Genomic DNA, 16,462 nt, shown 5'->3' on the forward strand with positions numbered 1-16,462 from the left:
CCCGAGCCTAACCGGGGCGGGTCACTTGCCCTTCTCATCGGTGTCGGGTTTGTCGGTCGGCACGACGATACGCCTGGTAGACACCGGTTTTCCTTCGACGTTCTTGGTGACGGTGGGCGCGGCGGGCGGCGGAGTGGAGATTCGGCCCTGCACTGGGGCGCCATTCTTGACCGCCGGTGCCGAGACGCGCTTGGTGGCTGCCTTGTCGTCCTTGTCCTGCGCGCCGCCGGCACCGCCCATGGCTCCCGGCGGCATCATCGGAAAGCCACCCATGCCGCCCATCGGGGTGCTGGTGTGAGGAGCTGACGCCGCCGCCGGGGCGATGCCGGCTGCCCGGCCGGACGTCGGTGCGGTTGACCCGGTGGGCGTGGCGGCCGGGCCGAGCGCCGACATCGGCGCCGTGCCACCGATTCCACCGCCACCACCGCCGGATCCTCCACCGCCGGAACCGGTTTCAGGCTCCTGGTTGAAAAATTCGGGAACTTCGGCGCCCAAGTCCTCCGGACTGACTTCTCCACCGGCCTTCTGCATGGCACCCATGCCCTGCTGCAGCAGCTGTTGGCCGGTCTGGGCGAGCTGTTGTGGGATCTGCGACAGTGGCTGCAACGCTCCGCCAAGCGCACCCGAAATCGCTCCTGCCACACCGCCGATCATCTGCGGCATCTGCTGGGCCATTTGCGACATCTGGTCGACGCCCTGCATCTCGCCTTTGGCGGCTTCGTCCTGGGCGGGGAACTTCTGCAGAGCCTCCTCGGTGATGGCCTTGCGCTCCGCGTAGCCTTTTTGTGCCTCAGCGTTGTCTTTCGGATCGCCCTGATTTGCGGCCAGGATCAGGGTTTGGAGCAGTTGCTCGATGGGGGTTGTGCCGGCTATCGGCGGATCCGAGACGATGGGCGGCGGCATGGGTGCACCGTCTGCCGCAAGCCACCCTGGCAGATCGACATTGAGCTGGTTGCCCCCGGTTACTGGCCCTGTCATCGTGTTCCCCCTTGTGTTGCCATGCTCAGCGCTTGGAACCAAGCGAAGTGGTACTTCAGAGTGGTCTTGTCCTGCGCGATCAGTCCGCTGATCGCCGCAAGTAGCTGCCAGTTGCCGATGTCCGAAGCCTCGATGTCGTCAGGGTACGAGCGAACCACCTTGTCTCGGGCGGCAGTCAGGTGCTCATAGAGCAGATCGGCCTCGGCCTCGAGGACACCGGTGCCCGCGATGCCCGCTTTCGTGAGAGTATGCGCCAGCCTCGGGAGCCCATCACGCCAGTTGGTGGCCCGGGTGAGTTCCCAGTTGAGCTCATCGATGTCCGGGACCTGTCGCGCGCGGAATGTCATCTCCACGGGCTCAACATCTTTGGCATTGGGTAGGTAGTGTCCGGGGGTCCAGATGGAATGGTTGGTGGTCTCACCTAACAGATGTTCGAGGCCGCCTCGGCGTTTCTGGGGTTGCAGCAGTTCGACACCCTTGGGGATCTCGATGTGTGGCGGTATCCAGCCGGAGGCCAGGTCGGTGACCAAGATTGTGGTGCCGTCTTCGCGATCACCAATGGCCCACTTCAGTTTTGGTTCTTGGCGGGCGACTGCTTCGAGCAGGCGATCGAGGCGGGCCTGCTCGATGGACTGTTGGGCTGCTGCGCCGGCGAGGGCGCCGGTGCTGGCGGCGCCGAGGGCATTCTCGACGATGCCGGTGGGGGTGACGCCGCTTCCTGGTGCCGCCGTGGGTTGTTGGCGGACGACGGCAGGTTGGTTGCTCGCGGCGGTACCGCTGGCAGGGTTTACTGCGGCAGAAAGCGGTGCCGCTGCTGCCGGTGGTGGAGGTGGCGCTGCTGCGGGTGTGGCTGGGCGGAGGTCTGAGCCGTAGGCGGGCAGGGGGCCTGCGGCGGCTGGCGGTGGAGGCGCCATGGGTGCGGCGGGCGCTGCTGGTGCTGCGGCCACGGGCGCGGCGTACATGGTCTGTTGGTGTGTATCCGCCGCTGGCGCCTGGGCTGCCGCGGGCTCGGAATACTGTTGTGGTGCTTCGTAAGTGAATCCGCTCGACGGGACCGTGGGTGCGACAGGAGCGGGCGGTGGGGTGTGGTTCTGTGTTGTTGGTTGCGCTGCCTCGGTGATGCCTTCCGACAGCGCTCCGGCGCCGGCGCCAGCTGGAGCTCCGGCTTGCATGCCGCTGTTGAAGCTCTGGGCCAGGGACTCAGGGCTGAGCGGTTGCGGTGCTTGGCCGAAGCCGCTAGTGGACGGGAGGCTTGGGTTGCCGGCTGTGGTGGTGGAGGCACCGGCTAGGCCTCCACCTAGATTGGTTGTTCCGCTTACCCCGCCCACACTTCCGGTGATGGAGCCTCCTCCTGCGTGACTGCCACTACCAACAGTTCCTGTACCTAGATTGGTGCTGATTCCACCTTGATCCCTAGGAACGGTATTCGGGATTGCTGCAGCTGGCGAGTCGCCGTTCAACGACGAAGCCGAAAGCGTGTCTCCGGTCGTTGTTGGGGAAGGGTTAGCCTGTGCGGGCAGGCTGGAAGCCGCCAAATTCGAGGGGTTTACCTGCTTTGGATTGAGTTGGCTGGCTGCATTATCGCTCAGCGAACCGGCATTAGCTAGATCTGACTGTGAACCACCCTTTGAGGTCAAGGAGTCTAGTCGATTGTTCACCTGCTGTGTCAGCGAGCTGTCCGTTTCTGCGGTTGGGCTTCCGAGGGCGATCCCGTTATCGCGGGCGAAATCCTCAAGGCTTCGGGTATCGCCATTAGCAGCCAAAATGCGTCCCGCAGCAGATGCGATCTTGCTGCCCTGCATCGAGGACATCCGGGCTGATTCCGCGTTAGAAGCGGTAACTATCTGAGCGATGGGCGTGACCTTGTCCAGGATGGATGAATTCTGCTGAATCTCATCGATCGCTAAATTTCCCATCGCCGCAATTGTCCGCAGATCGGATCGTAGGTGCTCTAGTGCGTCACCAGCGTCGGTAAACGCTTCGGCTTTACCGAAATTCTGCTCTGCGATTTGAGTTGCGCGAACCTTGCCTTTGTTAAAGAGCGTTTGTGCGGCGGTAGCGGTTTCTCCTTCTTGCTGAGCCAGTGCGCTACTTACTATGGTATTTAGCACCATTCCGTAGTCTTCGAACTGTGTTGCGGTCGCAGTGCGGCTAGTTGCTGACTGGATAGCAGCGTCGGTAGACGACGAACTCGGCCACCATGCCCCAACGAGTAGGTCGGACCAGTTTCCGGGCGGCAAGTCGCTCATTCACAGACCTCGGCGGCCTCCGCGTCGGCTGCGTCGAGATTGCCGTTCGCTTCCTGAAATGACTCCGTGGGAGCATCGGCGAGTTGGCCTAGGAGAATATCTTCGTAGGCTGAAGCCATTTCACGAAAAATGCGCGCCTTATCTGCGGGCAAGGCGGGATATTCCGTCAATGTTTGTCGCAGAAAACTTGAGTTGGCCAAGAGTGTCAGTCGAGTATTTACAGCGATGATGAATTTCGCATTCGGATCATCGCTGGTTCGGCCGCCCGCGGTCGTGAGTGCTTTGCTTGTCTTACGGTAGGTATCGCAGATCGCCTCGGTGGCCTCTTGTTGCTCTTGGCTGGTGTACTCCGGTGCCGAAGCTGATTGCTGGACACCGACGTCGGGTAGTGGGCGGAGCCATGCGCCCGCAGCTGCCAACATCGCGATGACAGCGACAGCAAGGGACACGATTACCGGGCCCCGCAACTGCCGAGGTCCTTGCGGAGGTCGCCCAGATGGACCGGTTGGCGGCTGCCAATATCCCCCTGGAGTGACTCCGTATGGTGAGCCAGTCATGGCTTGATGGTATCGCCGTTGCTGGAAGTTGCCATTCACTTGTTACGAGACCACAACTACCTCGGATACGGAAGTACTGAGTTGTCCAAGGATGTCGCACCGGAAGCCGCCGAGCAATTCGGACGCCCTAATACAGGGTGAATTGACGTGTTCTGAAGTCGAAGTACCCTCGGAGCTAGGTTGCTATCGGGGGTCGGTATGGAAGTCGATGTCGAGGTCATGCGCACCGGCGCGAACCGCTCATACACAGCGGCAAGCCTTGCCGACGAGGGGGCAAGTGCGCTGGGCCGAGGCTCCGTTACGGCAGGCGTCTTCGGCGGATTTGCTGCTGCCGGCGACTTCGAGGCGATCATGGCCGAGGCGCACAGCCAGCATGTGGCGCGGCTTCGCAATCACGAGCGGCGACTCGGCGTCCTCGGCGACAAGGGGCACGTCGCGGCCTCGGCATTCGTCGACATGGAAGAGCGCAATGCGGAGGCTCTGCGGGCGGTGGCGTGGCAGATTACCCAAATCTGACTCACATCCCGCTCAGGGAACTCCTCAATCGAGGTAACCCGTGGCAGGCAGATGAGACGCTGCAGAGCGGAGATCCTGGAGAGATAGCGCAGTTGGCATCGGCCTTTCAGAACGCAGGCGGGTGTACCGAAGAGACGTGGACAGAATGGGTGCAAGCCAAGGAACGATTTCACCAGTCTTGGAATGGAGAGGGTGGGGCACACCCCATCGCCGATTCTGATGAAGTTCAGCGTGCAACAACACAACTGTTTGTGCAGAAGGACCAGCTGCCACTTATCGCTGTAGATCTGCAGAACATCGCCGCGGATCTGGCCGAAGCCGAGAAGCAATCGGGTGCAAAGCTCGACAAGCTGAATGGCCAGTTGGAACTGCTCGACACCTGGGTGGGCCAGCGGATCGCTGACGACGAGGACTGGACGGATCTTCTCGATGAAGCTAAAGGCCTCACCGGCGCAACCGACGATGAGGTTGAACGTATTCGCGACCAGTACACCGACAAGCTCGAAGCAACTGCCTTCGACCTACGGAAGAACCACGGCTACGATCCGGCTGGCATCGAGGACGTCGACGGCGATGGTGTCGTCAGTCCTGAGGAGCGTGGCCGCACCGCGCCGGAGCACTACAACACCAATCAACGTCCCAAGGATGAGGCGCTCGTCGAAGAACCCGGACCATGGACAGTTGAAAAGACCGATGCGCAAGCGCGATTGAACGATTACGCAATCGCAACGGCACCTTCCGATGCACAGGTAACCCAGCAGCAACGGGAACTGGCTCAACAGCGGCTCGATGACTTTCGCATGGCCAACTTCGTCGGTCCCCTGCCACGTGATCCACTGCTCGGTGGCGACGCGCGAACTCGGGCGCAGGGGCGCCTTGATCTCCAGCGGCAGCTCGAGCAGGGGACGCTGGGATTTCCGCCTATGGATCGTGACGCGGTAACTCAACTTATGAATCGGGGTGAGTCGTTTGCGCGAGTCACGACCACCAGGGAGGCATACGTGGCCTTGACGACTGCTGGAATGTCGGGTGAAGGCGCAGTTCGGGTGATCGCGAATGTTGTGGACGCCACCGGTCCGGGTGTGGACGGCTTGCGGGCATATGCGCAATCAATTCCGCAGGGCCGACACGCCTTGCCGGTCGATTTGCTATCTGCCACCGACGCCGAAGTGCTCAAGAATCTCACGAAGAAGGCTGGCAATTTCGGAGATGTATTAGGACTCGGACTTGCAGGCTGGGATTACGTCACCGACACACAGAACGAGCGACGGAACGAAGAACTGGGTGGCGCGTTAGGGAGCTTCCTTGTAGGCGCTGGTGGAACAGCAGGCGGTATTGCACTCGCAGGCTCGTTCACGAACCCTGTCACTGCCGCTATCGCTGTCGGAGTAATCGCCTATGCGTCGAGCGAGGCTGGCGAGTACATCGGCGGCAATATCGGCAGCACATTCGACACCCCTAGAGCCAACAGCGGAGGCTGACCACAACGATGTCTCAAGTGCTCTTTTGGGCCGGTGTAGCTGTGATGGCTGTCGGGTCGGTGGGTGGGTTTTACCCGCTGTGGAAGTCCGCGAACCTCTCGCCCGACGCCATTCAACGCCGTGTGTATTGGTCTGCTTGCCCAGTTGTTGCGGTGCTGTTCTTTCTGTCGCAGCTCCCTGATTGGCGTTCGGGCCTCTTCTTTGGGCTGGGCAGCGCGCTGGCGCTGGTGGCTATCGCGTTCAATTGGACGGGACATATCAAGATCAGGGGCCGGATCTACGCGGCATTTCCCGATGATCGCCGCCCCGACCGTCCGCCGGCGCTGAGGGGCGAGAGTGATTGATGCCGCAACCACCTCGAATGTGCGGACTCGGTAATACCTTGAGTAGCAACCTATTTCTCTGGGTTGGACCGGCGATGTTAGCCATCGGTGCAATGGGAGGTCGCGTGCCGTTGTGGAAATCAGCGAAGCTATCGCCAGGTTCGATTCCGGGACGTGCGTAGTGGGTTTTCGTTGCCGCTGAGTGCAATCTTCGCCGTGGCGGCCCGCCAGTGTTCAGCAACGACCCACGAGATCGACGCCAGGGCTGATGAACAGTTCAGGTCATGACCGTGAGAGCAATCTCGGAGCCGAAGCCAAACAGCAACCAAACCTTGACTTGACCCTTGACGGCCGCGGCCCGAACGATGGATAGATGCGCCGACTTCTCCGCGTGCTGTGCGCTGCTGTGTGCGCCGCGATGATCGGCGCCGTTTCAGTTCCGACAGTTGCGGCGCAGACGCCGTGGTTTGTCAACGGTGTCGGCAATGCGACACAGGTGATTTCGGTTGTCGGCGTGGGCGGTTCAGACGCCAAGATGGACGTCTATCAACGGACGGGAGCAGGTTGGCAGGCGGTCGCAGCGGGCATTCCCGCGAAGATCGGCTCCAGGGGCATGTCGCCGGACCACTACGAAGGCTCCATGATGACCCCGCAGGGCGTCTACAGCTTGGACTACGCGTTCGGCACAGCGGCCAATCCCGGTGGCGGTTTGCAGTATGTGCAGGTGGGCCCGGACCACTGGTGGGACGGCGACGTCAACAGCCCTACCTACAACACCATGCAGATCTGTCAGAAAGATCGATGCCCGTTCAGCATGTCCGGCGGCACCGAGAACCTACAGATCCCGCAATACGCCCACGCCGTCGTCATGGGTGTCAACAAGCAGCGCGTAGCCGGCAAGGGTAGCGCCTTCTTCATTCACAGCACCGACGGCAGCCCTACGGCCGGGTGCGTCGCGATCGATGACGCCACGCTGGTCAGCATCATGCGCTGGCTCCAGCCGGGAGCCGTCGTCGCTGTCGCGCAATAGTCGCTCATAGGCGGGCATTTCGAACATGGCCTCCGCCTGGGCGGCAGCTCGGGCGGCCATATTCTGCCAAGCCTGGTGTATTGGCTGCCAACCGGGAAATGGGGTGCTGACGTGCGCGGTTATGTCTGGCAGACCGGAACGAGAAACCCCTCCCGCCCCGATCCGAACACCACGTAGAAGAGCCACCCAGAGAGAAGCAGAGATCATGACCAAGTTCGGATTCGCCACCGCCATCGCCACCGCCGCCACCGCCGCGTTCCTGGGATTGGCTGCCCCCGCGATGGCCGCCCCCACCGGTGCCGGCAACGCCCAAGACACCATCTCCAGCTTGCAGGACCAGGGCTACAAGGTGATCGTCAACCGCCTGTCGGACACCCCGTTGGCCGATGCCAGCGTCGTCTCCGTCGGTGCAGGCCCGACCTTCCAGCACACCAACGCCAACAACCGCAGCGAAGGCGGCTACAGCCCCAACGCCGACAACCAATTCGCCCCCGAGACCGTCAAGACCGTCTACGTCAACGTCCGCTGACGTAAACCCGACAGGAGCGCCCCGCCCATCAAGGCGGGGCGCTTCGTTTTAGCACCGGTGACTACATAGTTCACGCCGGGTCAGGTACTTTCCAGTTGTGGGGGTCACGCTGGCAGACCTGGACCGCTGGGACGCGGGGGCCGTGCAAGCGGTTGCGGACGTGGCAGACCAGCGCGCCAATGCGAACCGTGCGGTGGGGCATGACGTCGTCGGCATCATGACTCGGCTGCAGTGGCAGGGCTATTCCGCAGTAGAGGCGCGTGCGGCGGCTGAGCGAATCAGTAGTGAACTACTGATTCACGCAGACGAATGCGACCAAGCCGGCCACATTGTGCGCAACGCGGCCTCTGACGTAGCTTCCATCAAAGCCAACTGGGCGGCGCTGCAGCGCACTGCAGATCGCTGGGGCATCGTGATCGACACTGCCGACGGTTCGCTCAGCTGGTACGAGCCGGAGGACCCCGAGGACAAAGCCGAGATGGAGCGGCGTGTCAACATCGTCCAAGCTGAGATCCAGGATCTGCTGCGGCGGGCAGATTCCACGGATGAACGCCTGTCCTCGGCGGTCGAAGGTGCGATCTCCGATATGGCCGACGCGTTGGGCACCGACCACATCGAGTCGCAGGAAGACGCCCGCAAGACAGTGGAAGACGCGCTGGCCGGCAACCACGATGCCGCCGATCAGGTGAAGTCAGTACTGGATTCGATTCGGCCTGAACAAGTCTCCGGCGCAGAACCCTTGACGCCACTGCAGGCGCAGGTGCTCAGTCAGATGCAGGCGCAGCAGCACGGTATGTCGCTTTCTGAACTCACCGCCGCAGAAAACCGTCTGGGCGATGACGGGACCATCATCGGCGATTCGTGGCAGCTCATGAGCAATCCGGATGTCCTCTTCCCGAAGACGGAGCTGTCGCCAGGCGCCCTCGACAACCCGGAGAACATCTCGGCTGGTTCGTTTGGCCAGCTGCCGACCAGCGTGCAGGCAGTGCTGAGTTCGAAGGGAATGTCGCAGCTCGGTGAGATGAGCCAGCTGACCAACATCGTCAAGGATGGCAGCGGGAACCTCCGACATGGCACGGAGTTGGATCGCGGCATGCTCAACAAAGCGACCGAAATGATGTCCGCGGAGACCTTCCACGGCACCCCTATGGGTGGGCGAGGACCCGCCACGATCGCCAATGATGGCATGCCTTTGGCATTGGATGTACTCGCAACAGCCGGCCAGGATCACCAAGCCGTGCACGGCATTGTCAACGATCCGAACTACGCCGAGCGTTTTATGCGGGGATCGTTGACCAACGAGTGGAGTGACGACGGCAAGGCTGTGAGCGACATGTTCAGCTGGACGGGCGACCCCTCACACGGACTCGACGCCAAGCTGGCCGCCGAAACTGCATCCGCCTACGGCGGCTGGGTCGGGAGGCTCGAGGACGAGCTGATGACCATGGAGGGTAATCAGACGCTGGGGCAGGTGAATCCTGAAGCTGTACAGGGTCTTGCGTACGGATTGGCTCCGTACATCCCGGACATTGCTGACATGTCCCAGGGGACTCATGATGGGTTCAACACCGTTGATGCAGACGGCGACATCGGGAATGGATCGATGCCCATTGCCAAGGGGATCTTCTCGGTGCTCAGCACAGATTCGGAGGCGTCGGACTACTTCAATGGTGCGGCCGCTCGCGAGATCGCCCAGTCTCAACTCGACTACGCCAACGGTTTCAAGGATGGTCTACCGGCATCGGAGAACAACAGGAACCTGTTCGATTCGATGACTGTGCAGGGTTTGATGGATTCCGGAATCCACAGTGCCACCAACACATCCGATATGAATGACGCTGCGAAGAACGAGGCTGCCTACAACGCCAAGAAGTCGGCAGTTGAGTTCGGGTTCGCGGGTCTGGATGCCGCAGGCGTCCCCGGCATGGATCTGGCGTCCAAGGGGCTCACGGAAGCGATCATCGGAGAAGCGCCGAAAGCCAGTTGGGGCGACAATCCTGACCTTCCGAACCTCGCCCTCAGTGACGCCAACCGGCAGGTGCTCAATGCGCTTGCGGATGCAGGTGTGACCATCAACGGCCTCGATGAGGGATTTTTGGCGCCGGTAGATCCGGCAAACCCTGATGCGCCGCGCCGTGTTTTATCGCTCGAGGAATACAACTCCAACCTTGGGCAGCGACTCCCGGTCGGGGAATACAACGACATGGTGAGGGCTGCGATTACCTCGACGATGGGTGCCGATACTGTTCGGGACATCAACACTGAAATGACGACTCGCTACGACGGTGTTACAGATGATGTGGACCCGCAGTGATGCACATTGCCGGGGTGTCCAGGGCGATCGCAGGTCTTGCTCTGGTCGCCGTGCTGGTGAGTGCATGTAGTCGGCCGACGCCATCGCCGAAAGCCGCTGGACCGCCTACTCGGTGGCCGGCATTGATGTCGGACACGACTTTTGTGTGGAGTGCCGAACCTGGAATCGATCTGCTGTCGGGTCCTGCGGTGGTGGTGCGCGCGTACTTGGAGTCCAAAATCGTGGCATCTCTGGGTGGCAGCGATGATTATCTCTATCCCGGTTTTGCGCGCGCGGTGGGTCCCGATCCGGGGCCTGAGTTCGAGCCGCCCCCTGGCACCAGTGCGCTGTGGCCGGAGCTCGGATTTCCGTTGACAGGCCCGCGGGCCGGTTCGTTTCAGGAACACATCCTGCGTGTTGTCGACGGGGATCGCGACGTTACTGTCACGGTTTGTGACTGGGGTTGGGGGACTGCGGAATCCAAGGCTGACGGCGGCCCTTTTAGGTCATGGCCGAACAACCCTGCTGCGCCCGGAATCTCGATTACTCGCTTCAAGCTCGTCGCACCTGTCTCCCCAGGTTCGCCGTTGCCTGTGCAGCAGGGGCCTTCAAAGTTCCCTGTCGATGACGTGTTCGGTGACTGGCGTGTGGTGGGTGTGAACTCGGCCATCGGGCCGATCGGCGCCGGACCGGAGTGGCCCGAATTCAACCAGGATCTCGCGACTTGTAATGCCCTGGCGCCGGAATCGGCTGAACGTCGTCAGTTCCTGACCACCGGTGAGCATCCTCGTTCGGACTTCCCGACGCTGCCTACGTACCCCGGTTGGCCTGTGGAAACTCAATAACCGCTACAAATCGATGTTGCGGGATTGCTCACCAACAGCTTTCAGCTTCTCAGCGTGCCGCTCTTCCATCTCGGCGAACAGCTTGGCTGCGGTGTCCATGCTCAGTGCTTGATTCTCTATTGCCGTGCTGTGGCGGTCACTGATGCGCTGCCACTTCTGCGACATCGCCACCAGCGCGTCCGCTGAGGAGCCGACCCAGCCGGCCTCCGCGTCGCTGAGCGAGAGCATCGACTGCCGGTGAGCTGCTGACAACACCCCCGCGCGGTGAGCCACGTCGGCGCCGCCCTGGATCAAGCCAGGGATGTCGACCTCGAACTTCTCGGGCATGCCTAGAGGCTAGCCACCTCGCCACGTGCACACACTTCAGTTGGCCCGGTCGGTCATATTCTGCCAAGCCTGGTGTATTGGCTGCCAACCGGGAAATGGGGTGCTGACGTGCGCGGTTATTCGTGGCAGACCGGAACGAGAAACCCCTCCCGCCCCGATCCGAACACCACGTAGAAGAGCTACCCAGAGAGAAGCAGAGATCATGACCAAGTTCGGATTCGCCACCGCCATCGCCACCGCCGCCACCGCCGCGTTCCTGGGGTTGGCTGCCCCCGCGATGGCCGCCCCCACCGGAGCCGGCAACGCCCAAGACACCATCTCCAGCCTGCAAGACCAGGGCTACAAGGTGATCGTCAACCGCCTGTCGGACACCCCGTTGGCCGATGCCAGCGTCGTCTCCGTCGGTGCAGGCCCGACCTTCCAGCACACCAACGCCAACAACCGCAGCGAAGGCGGCTACAGCCCCAACGCCGACAACCAATTCGCCCCCGACAACGTCAAGACCGTCTACGTCAACGTCCGCTGACGTAAACCCGACAGGAGCGCCCCGCCCATCAAGGCGGGGCGCTCCTGTTATCGAGAGTGAAATCAACGGACTTCCGGCACATCGAGTATCCATAAGGTGGAGCTGCGATGAGAACAAGGGTCGCCAAGCGGCCGGGCGGAGGGCAGCATGACCATGACGATGACGACTCGCAACGACGGTGCTACCGATGACCTGGACCCGCAGTGATGCACATTGCCGGGGTGTCCAGGGCGATCGCAGGTCTTGCTCTGGTCGCCGTGCTGGTGAGTGCGTGTAGTCGGCCGACGCCGGCACCGCAAGCTGATGAACCGCCTGCTCGGTGGCCGGCATTGATGTCGGACAGCACTTTTGTATGGAGTGCCGAACCTGGGATCGATCTGCTGTCGGGTCCTGCGGTGGTGGTGCGCGCGTACTTGGAGTCCAAAATCGTGGCATCTCTGGGTGGCAGCGATGATTATCTCTATCCCGGTTTTGCGCGCGCGGTGGGTCCCGATCCGGGGCCTGAGTTCGAGCCGCCTCCTGGCACCGGTGCGCTGTGGCCGGAGCTCGGATTTCCGTTGACAGGCCCGCGGGCCGGGTCGTTTCAGGAACACATCCTGCGTGTTGTTGACGGGGATCGCGACGTTACTGTCACGGTTTGCGACTGGGGTTGGGGGACTGCGGAATCCAAGGCTGACGGCGGCCCCTTCAGGTCATGGCCGAACAACCCTGCAGCGCCTGGCATCTCGGTCACTCGCTTCAAGCTTGTCGCACCTGTCTCCCCAGGTCCGTCGTTGCCTGTGCAGCAGGGGCCTTCAAAGTTCCCTGTCGATGACGTGTTCGGTAACTGGCGTGTGGTCGGCTCGCTTCTATCAACCGATGACATCGGCGCCGGACCGGAGTGGCCCGAATTCAACCAGGATCTCGCGACTTGTAATGCCCTGGCGCCGGAATCGGCTGAACGTCGTCAGTTCCTGACCACCGGTGAGCATCCTCGTTCGGATTTCCCGACGCTGCCTACGTACCCCGGTTGGCCTGTCGATAGTCAGTGACGGCTACAAATCGACGTTTGTGAGACATCATGACCGAGCTCGGGCATTGACCGCGAAGAAACTAGAGTGCCAAGGCGGCGCCGGGGGAGAGCTTGAAGTCCAGGCCTTTCAACGACAACGTCGCCTCGTAGGTGCGTTGGTAGCCGGTCGACGCGATCTTCCACCCGGAGTCGGTGCGGCGGTAGGTGTCGCGGTAGAAGGCCGCACCGATCAGCATGAAGTCGAAGTCGGCGACGATCACCCGGTCCTGCAGGTACCAGACACCCGTCGCGGTATCGCCTGAAACGACAATCTCGGGATGTGTCACGCGGTGCTCGGTGATCACGTTGGCGGGCAGTGACGCCCGCATGTACTCCACCAGTGCCGCCCGATCGGTGAAGTGGTGCTCCTCGCCGACCGACGATCCGTAATCACCGATGACGTCCTCGGTCAGCGTGTCTGCGAAGTCGTCCCAGAACTTGGTGTCCAACGCCCGCAGATAGCGGTACTTCACGGTTTCGATATCTTCCCGATCACCCATGAATGAACAGATAGCACGGCTTACAGTCTTCGCGTGACAAAACTCGTTGACGGGTATCTCAAGTCACCGTTGTCGGGCATCGCGCCGTGGATTCTGTTCTCGGTGCTCTCGTCGCCGGGGCGATTCGAGGTCGCGGTATCCACTGCGCTGGGCCTGGCGCTGCTGACGCTGTGGCTCAGCCATCGCCGCGGGCAGGGCGTCTTTGCGTTGGACGTGATCGGTGTGTTGTTCTTCGCGGTACTCGCCGCCGTCGGGCTGATTGCCGATGACGGGACCATCGACACCCTTGAGCTGTGGGCCGGAGAGCTCACCAACCTGGTGCTGGTGGTGTTCGTCATCACCACCATCCTGGTTCGCCGCCCGTTCACCCTGGCGTACGCCAAAAAAGATGCACCCGAGGAGTATTGGAACACTCCGTTGTTCCTGAAGATCAACTACGTCATCTCTGGAGTGTGGGCGGCGGCCTTTGCGTTCAACGCCGTCGTCGGCTTCATCGGCGACGCGGTGTTGAAGGACCCGGACAACTTCTGGACCGCCTGGGTGCTGCAGCTTGCGGCGACCTTTTTTGCCATCAACTTCACCGAGTACTACCCGGACCGCGCGACGGGCGACAAGCCGGCCGCGCTGGTGAAGCTCTTCGAGTGGGTGCCGATGTTCGTGCTGATTGCCGGCATCTTCGGGTGGGTCACCGATGCGTTACCCGATGCAGCGGGCATCGCCATGATTGCTGTGGGAATCATCGGTAGCGTTTTGGTGGGCAAGTTGTCCCCGGCAAAGGAGCAGACATGAGCAAGTTGAGCGTCATCTACTATTCGGCCACTGGGCACGGCGCCAAGATGGCCAAGCGGGTTGCCGACGCGGCCGAAGCGGCCGGTGCCGAAGTGCGACTCCGGCATATCGCTGAAACGCGGGACCCCGAGACCTTCAAGAACAATGAGGCCTGGACTGCCAATTACGAAGCCACCAAGGATCTTCCAGCGGCCTCGGGTGAAGACATCGTGTGGGCGGACGCGGTGATCTTCGGGACCCCCACCCGGTTCGGTTCGCCGGCTTCGCAGTTCCGGGCCTTCATCGACACCCTGGGTGGGCTCTGGGCGCAGGGCAAGCTCGCTGACAAGGTGTACTCGGCATTCACCTCGTCGCAGACCGAGCACGGCGGCCAGGAGACCACACTGCTGGCGCTCTACATCTCACTGATGCACTTCGGCGGCATCATCGTCCCACCTGGTTACACAGATGGTGTGAAGTTCGCCGACGGCAACCCCTACGGCGTCGGCCACGTCACCGGGCCGGAGAACAAGGCAGACCTGAGCGAGGCCACCACCAACGCGCTGGACCACCTGGCCAAGCGCGTGGTGTCCATTGCGGACAGACTCAACTGAGGTACTGCACCGCCATATCCACCAGTGTTCGGCGCTCCCGCTGCCAGTCGATGGACTGGTTGACAATCATTTCGGCCAGCACCATGCCGCGGAGCGCCGCCCAGATCACCTCGGCCACCTCACGATCAGCCGGATCATCGGAGATCAACCGGCCCAGCCCACTGAGCGCCGCGCTCATCTCCAGCAAATGCCGCTTCGGCGACTCCCCACGAGTGGCTCGCAGGATCTCGAAGGCAGCCATCGAGGTGGGGCTGCTGTAGCAGCCCCAGGCCAGGTCCACCACGGTCTCGATACGCTGCTGCAACGGCAGATCGGAGACCTCCGCCGCCGACAGGCTCTCCAGCAGCTTGGCTACCCCGTCGTCCACCACTGCGGCCAGCAGTCCGTTTCGGTCGCCGAAGTGGTACTGAATGACGCCCCAAGTGACTCCCGCGCGCTCGGCGACGTGTTTGGCCGTCGCGGCCGGGAAGCCCTCTTCGACGATGCAGTGCACGGTTTCGGCGATGATCTTGGCGCGCGTGTCGTCGCCGCGCTTACGGGGAGCGGACGTGGAACGGGTCGCGACCGAAGTTTTCATCGTTGACTTTATAACATTGCCAGCTCTATGTTTGGGGCGTGACCGCAGCCCACAGCCGTTACGCGTCATTGTCCAGGGACGAGCTGGCCACCCTGGTGCCGGAGCTCCTGCTCATCGGCCAACTGATCGACCGGTCCGGAATGGCCTGGTGTATCAGTCATTTCGGTCGCGAAGAGATGCTGCAGGTCGCCATCGAGGAGTGGATGGGCGCCAGCCCCATTTACACCCGTCGCATGCAGAAAGCGCTGAAGTACGAAGGCGTCGACATCTTCACCATCTTCAAAGGTCTGCAGCTCGACATCGGAGCTCCGCCGCAGTTCATGGACTTCCGCTACACCGTGCATGACCGCTGGCATGGTGAATTCCATCTGGACCACTGCGGCGCACTGCTCGACGTCGAGCCGATGGGTGAGGATTACGTGCGCGGCATGTGCCACGACATCGAGGACCCCACGTTCGATGCGACAGCCGTGGCGACCAATCGCCGCGCCCAGATCCGCCCGATTCACCGTCCGCCGCGCACCCCGGCCGACCGCCACCCGCACTGCGCCTGGACGGTGACCATCGATGACTCCCATCCTGAAGTCGAGGACCATCCGCATCTGGCGTTGGTGGACGAAAGTAAAGCTGCCAGTTGGGAACTGAGGCCGATCGACCTCAGCGACGACGGCCAGGCCGACTACTCCGGGGACCTGCAGGCCGATTTCGATTTCGCCGCGTTCTCGAAATCCGCGCTGGTTCGCATAGCCGACGAGGTGTGCCTGCAGATGCACCTGCTGAACCTCTCGTTCATCATCTCTGTCAACAAGCGCGCCAACGAAGAACTGGCCAAGGAGATCTGCACCAAACAGCTGATCGGCCTGGCGGGCATCGCCGCTGAACGCATTCACCGGGCCCTCAAGCTGCCGACGGGTATCGAGGAAGTGCAACGCGTGCTCGAGCTGCACCCGCTGCTCAACCCCGCCGGCTACGTCGACGCCGAGTTCGAGCGCGGTCGGGTGCATGTTCGACGCTCAGCCGCCCACGACGACGGCGCGTGGATCTCGCTGTGCGGTCCTGGGGTGACGGGGCCTCTGCAGGCCGTTGCCACTGCCGTCGACCCGTACGTCGCCGTCGATGTCACCGGCACCGACACCGACTGGACCGCTGAACTGCAGCACAGTGACACCGCCGCCAAGGAATCCTCCGAAGTCGAAGTGGTCAAGTTCAGCGGCGGCGCCAGCTTCACCTTCGAGTCCCGTAAGTCCTTGCCGCTGACCGTCGTCTGATGCCCTATCGGGTGGTGCAAGGGGCCCCGT

Annotated in this window: 17 protein-coding genes and 1 pseudogene; 12 read left to right on the forward strand and 6 right to left on the reverse strand. The window is 62.1% G+C overall.

Annotated elements, in window-relative coordinates:
• Positions 1 to 21: 21 nt before the first annotated feature.
• From BVC93_RS15870 to BVC93_RS15880, 3 genes are read right to left on the reverse strand one after another with little or no spacing between them, the layout of a single operon-like run.
• Positions 22 to 978: a hypothetical protein gene (locus BVC93_RS15870; RefSeq protein WP_083738302.1), complete on the reverse strand. Its 957-nt coding sequence runs from the start codon at positions 976 to 978 to the stop codon at positions 22 to 24.
• Positions 975 to 3,227, reverse strand: coding sequence for a DUF5632 domain-containing protein (locus BVC93_RS33135; RefSeq protein ID WP_157516944.1), 2,253 nt, complete (start codon positions 3,225 to 3,227; stop codon positions 975 to 977). The genes BVC93_RS15870 and BVC93_RS33135 overlap by 4 nt, the downstream gene beginning before the upstream one ends.
• Positions 3,224 to 3,676: a hypothetical protein gene (locus tag BVC93_RS15880; RefSeq protein ID WP_083738304.1), complete on the reverse strand. Its 453-nt coding sequence runs from the start codon at positions 3,674 to 3,676 to the stop codon at positions 3,224 to 3,226. The genes BVC93_RS33135 and BVC93_RS15880 overlap by 4 nt, the downstream gene beginning before the upstream one ends.
• A gap of 366 nt (positions 3,677 to 4,042) precedes the next feature.
• Here BVC93_RS15880 and BVC93_RS15885 point away from each other — a divergent pair.
• From BVC93_RS15885 to BVC93_RS15915, 7 genes and pseudogenes are all read left to right on the forward strand, one after another.
• Positions 4,043 to 4,300, forward strand: a pseudogene (locus BVC93_RS15885) (DUF2563 family protein); the annotation flags it as partial.
• Positions 4,279 to 5,781: a putative alpha/beta hydrolase gene (locus tag BVC93_RS15890; protein WP_157516945.1), complete on the forward strand. Its 1,503-nt coding sequence runs from the start codon at positions 4,279 to 4,281 to the stop codon at positions 5,779 to 5,781. The pseudogene BVC93_RS15885 and the gene BVC93_RS15890, both read left to right, overlap by 22 nt.
• 17 nt (positions 5,782 to 5,798) lie before the next feature.
• Positions 5,799 to 6,125, forward strand: a complete 327-nt coding sequence (locus BVC93_RS15895; protein ID WP_083738307.1) for a hypothetical protein — start codon at positions 5,799 to 5,801, stop codon at positions 6,123 to 6,125.
• A gap of 352 nt (positions 6,126 to 6,477) precedes the next feature.
• Complete coding sequence (locus tag BVC93_RS15900; RefSeq protein ID WP_083738308.1) at positions 6,478 to 7,134, forward strand: L,D-transpeptidase family protein; 657 nt, start codon at positions 6,478 to 6,480, stop codon at positions 7,132 to 7,134.
• Positions 7,135 to 7,339: 205 nt separating this feature from the next.
• A complete protein-coding gene (locus BVC93_RS15905) occupies positions 7,340 to 7,663 on the forward strand; it encodes a hypothetical protein (protein WP_083738309.1) in 324 nt (107 codons plus the stop codon).
• Positions 7,664 to 7,760: 97 nt separating this feature from the next.
• Positions 7,761 to 9,977: a TPR repeat region-containing protein gene (locus BVC93_RS15910; protein ID WP_083738310.1), complete on the forward strand. Its 2,217-nt coding sequence runs from the start codon at positions 7,761 to 7,763 to the stop codon at positions 9,975 to 9,977.
• Between the two features lie 125 nt (positions 9,978 to 10,102).
• A complete protein-coding gene (locus BVC93_RS15915; RefSeq protein WP_157516946.1) occupies positions 10,103 to 10,801 on the forward strand; it encodes a hypothetical protein in 699 nt (232 codons plus the stop codon).
• Positions 10,802 to 10,804: 3 nt separating this feature from the next.
• Here BVC93_RS15915 and BVC93_RS15920 read toward each other — a convergent pair whose 3' ends face one another.
• On the reverse strand, positions 10,805 to 11,128 hold the full coding sequence (locus BVC93_RS15920; RefSeq protein WP_083738312.1) for a hypothetical protein: 324 nt from the start codon (positions 11,126 to 11,128) through the stop codon (positions 10,805 to 10,807).
• A 202-nt stretch (positions 11,129 to 11,330) separates the two neighbouring features.
• Here BVC93_RS15920 and BVC93_RS15925 point away from each other — a divergent pair, with 202 nt between their 5' ends.
• Both BVC93_RS15925 and BVC93_RS15930 read left to right on the forward strand, forming a co-directional pair.
• Positions 11,331 to 11,654 carry a hypothetical protein gene (locus BVC93_RS15925; protein WP_083738313.1) on the forward strand — a complete coding sequence of 108 codons (324 nt, stop codon included), beginning with the start codon at positions 11,331 to 11,333 and terminating at the stop codon, positions 11,652 to 11,654.
• A gap of 332 nt (positions 11,655 to 11,986) precedes the next feature.
• Positions 11,987 to 12,685, forward strand: coding sequence for a hypothetical protein (locus BVC93_RS15930; protein WP_083738314.1), 699 nt, complete (start codon positions 11,987 to 11,989; stop codon positions 12,683 to 12,685).
• A gap of 61 nt (positions 12,686 to 12,746) precedes the next feature.
• Here BVC93_RS15930 and BVC93_RS15935 read toward each other — a convergent pair whose 3' ends face one another.
• Entirely contained in the window at positions 12,747 to 13,205 is a 459-nt protein-coding gene (locus BVC93_RS15935) for a nuclear transport factor 2 family protein (protein ID WP_083738315.1), read from the reverse strand.
• A 33-nt stretch (positions 13,206 to 13,238) separates the two neighbouring features.
• Here BVC93_RS15935 and BVC93_RS15940 point away from each other — a divergent pair, with 33 nt between their 5' ends.
• Together BVC93_RS15940 and wrbA are read left to right on the forward strand one after the other, a co-directional pair.
• The gene (locus tag BVC93_RS15940; protein WP_083738316.1) at positions 13,239 to 13,994 is read left to right on the forward strand and encodes a DUF2929 family protein; all 756 of its coding nucleotides are present in this window, start codon (positions 13,239 to 13,241) and stop codon (positions 13,992 to 13,994) included.
• A complete protein-coding gene (wrbA, locus tag BVC93_RS15945; protein WP_083738317.1) occupies positions 13,991 to 14,587 on the forward strand; it encodes an NAD(P)H:quinone oxidoreductase in 597 nt (198 codons plus the stop codon). Before BVC93_RS15940 ends, wrbA begins: the two co-directional genes overlap by 4 nt.
• Here wrbA and BVC93_RS15950 read toward each other — a convergent pair.
• Positions 14,580 to 15,164, reverse strand: a complete 585-nt coding sequence (locus BVC93_RS15950; protein WP_083738318.1) for a TetR/AcrR family transcriptional regulator — start codon at positions 15,162 to 15,164, stop codon at positions 14,580 to 14,582. The two genes, wrbA and BVC93_RS15950, sit on opposite strands and share 8 nt — an antisense overlap.
• 38 nt (positions 15,165 to 15,202) lie before the next feature.
• Here BVC93_RS15950 and BVC93_RS15955 point away from each other — a divergent pair, with 38 nt between their 5' ends.
• Positions 15,203 to 16,432, forward strand: coding sequence for a hypothetical protein (locus BVC93_RS15955; RefSeq protein ID WP_083738319.1), 1,230 nt, complete (start codon positions 15,203 to 15,205; stop codon positions 16,430 to 16,432).
• The last annotated feature ends 30 nt before the right edge of the window (positions 16,433 to 16,462 follow it).

It is taken from the genome of Mycobacterium sp. MS1601 (assembly GCF_001984215.1).
Classification (GTDB): domain Bacteria; phylum Actinomycetota; class Actinomycetes; order Mycobacteriales; family Mycobacteriaceae; genus Mycobacterium.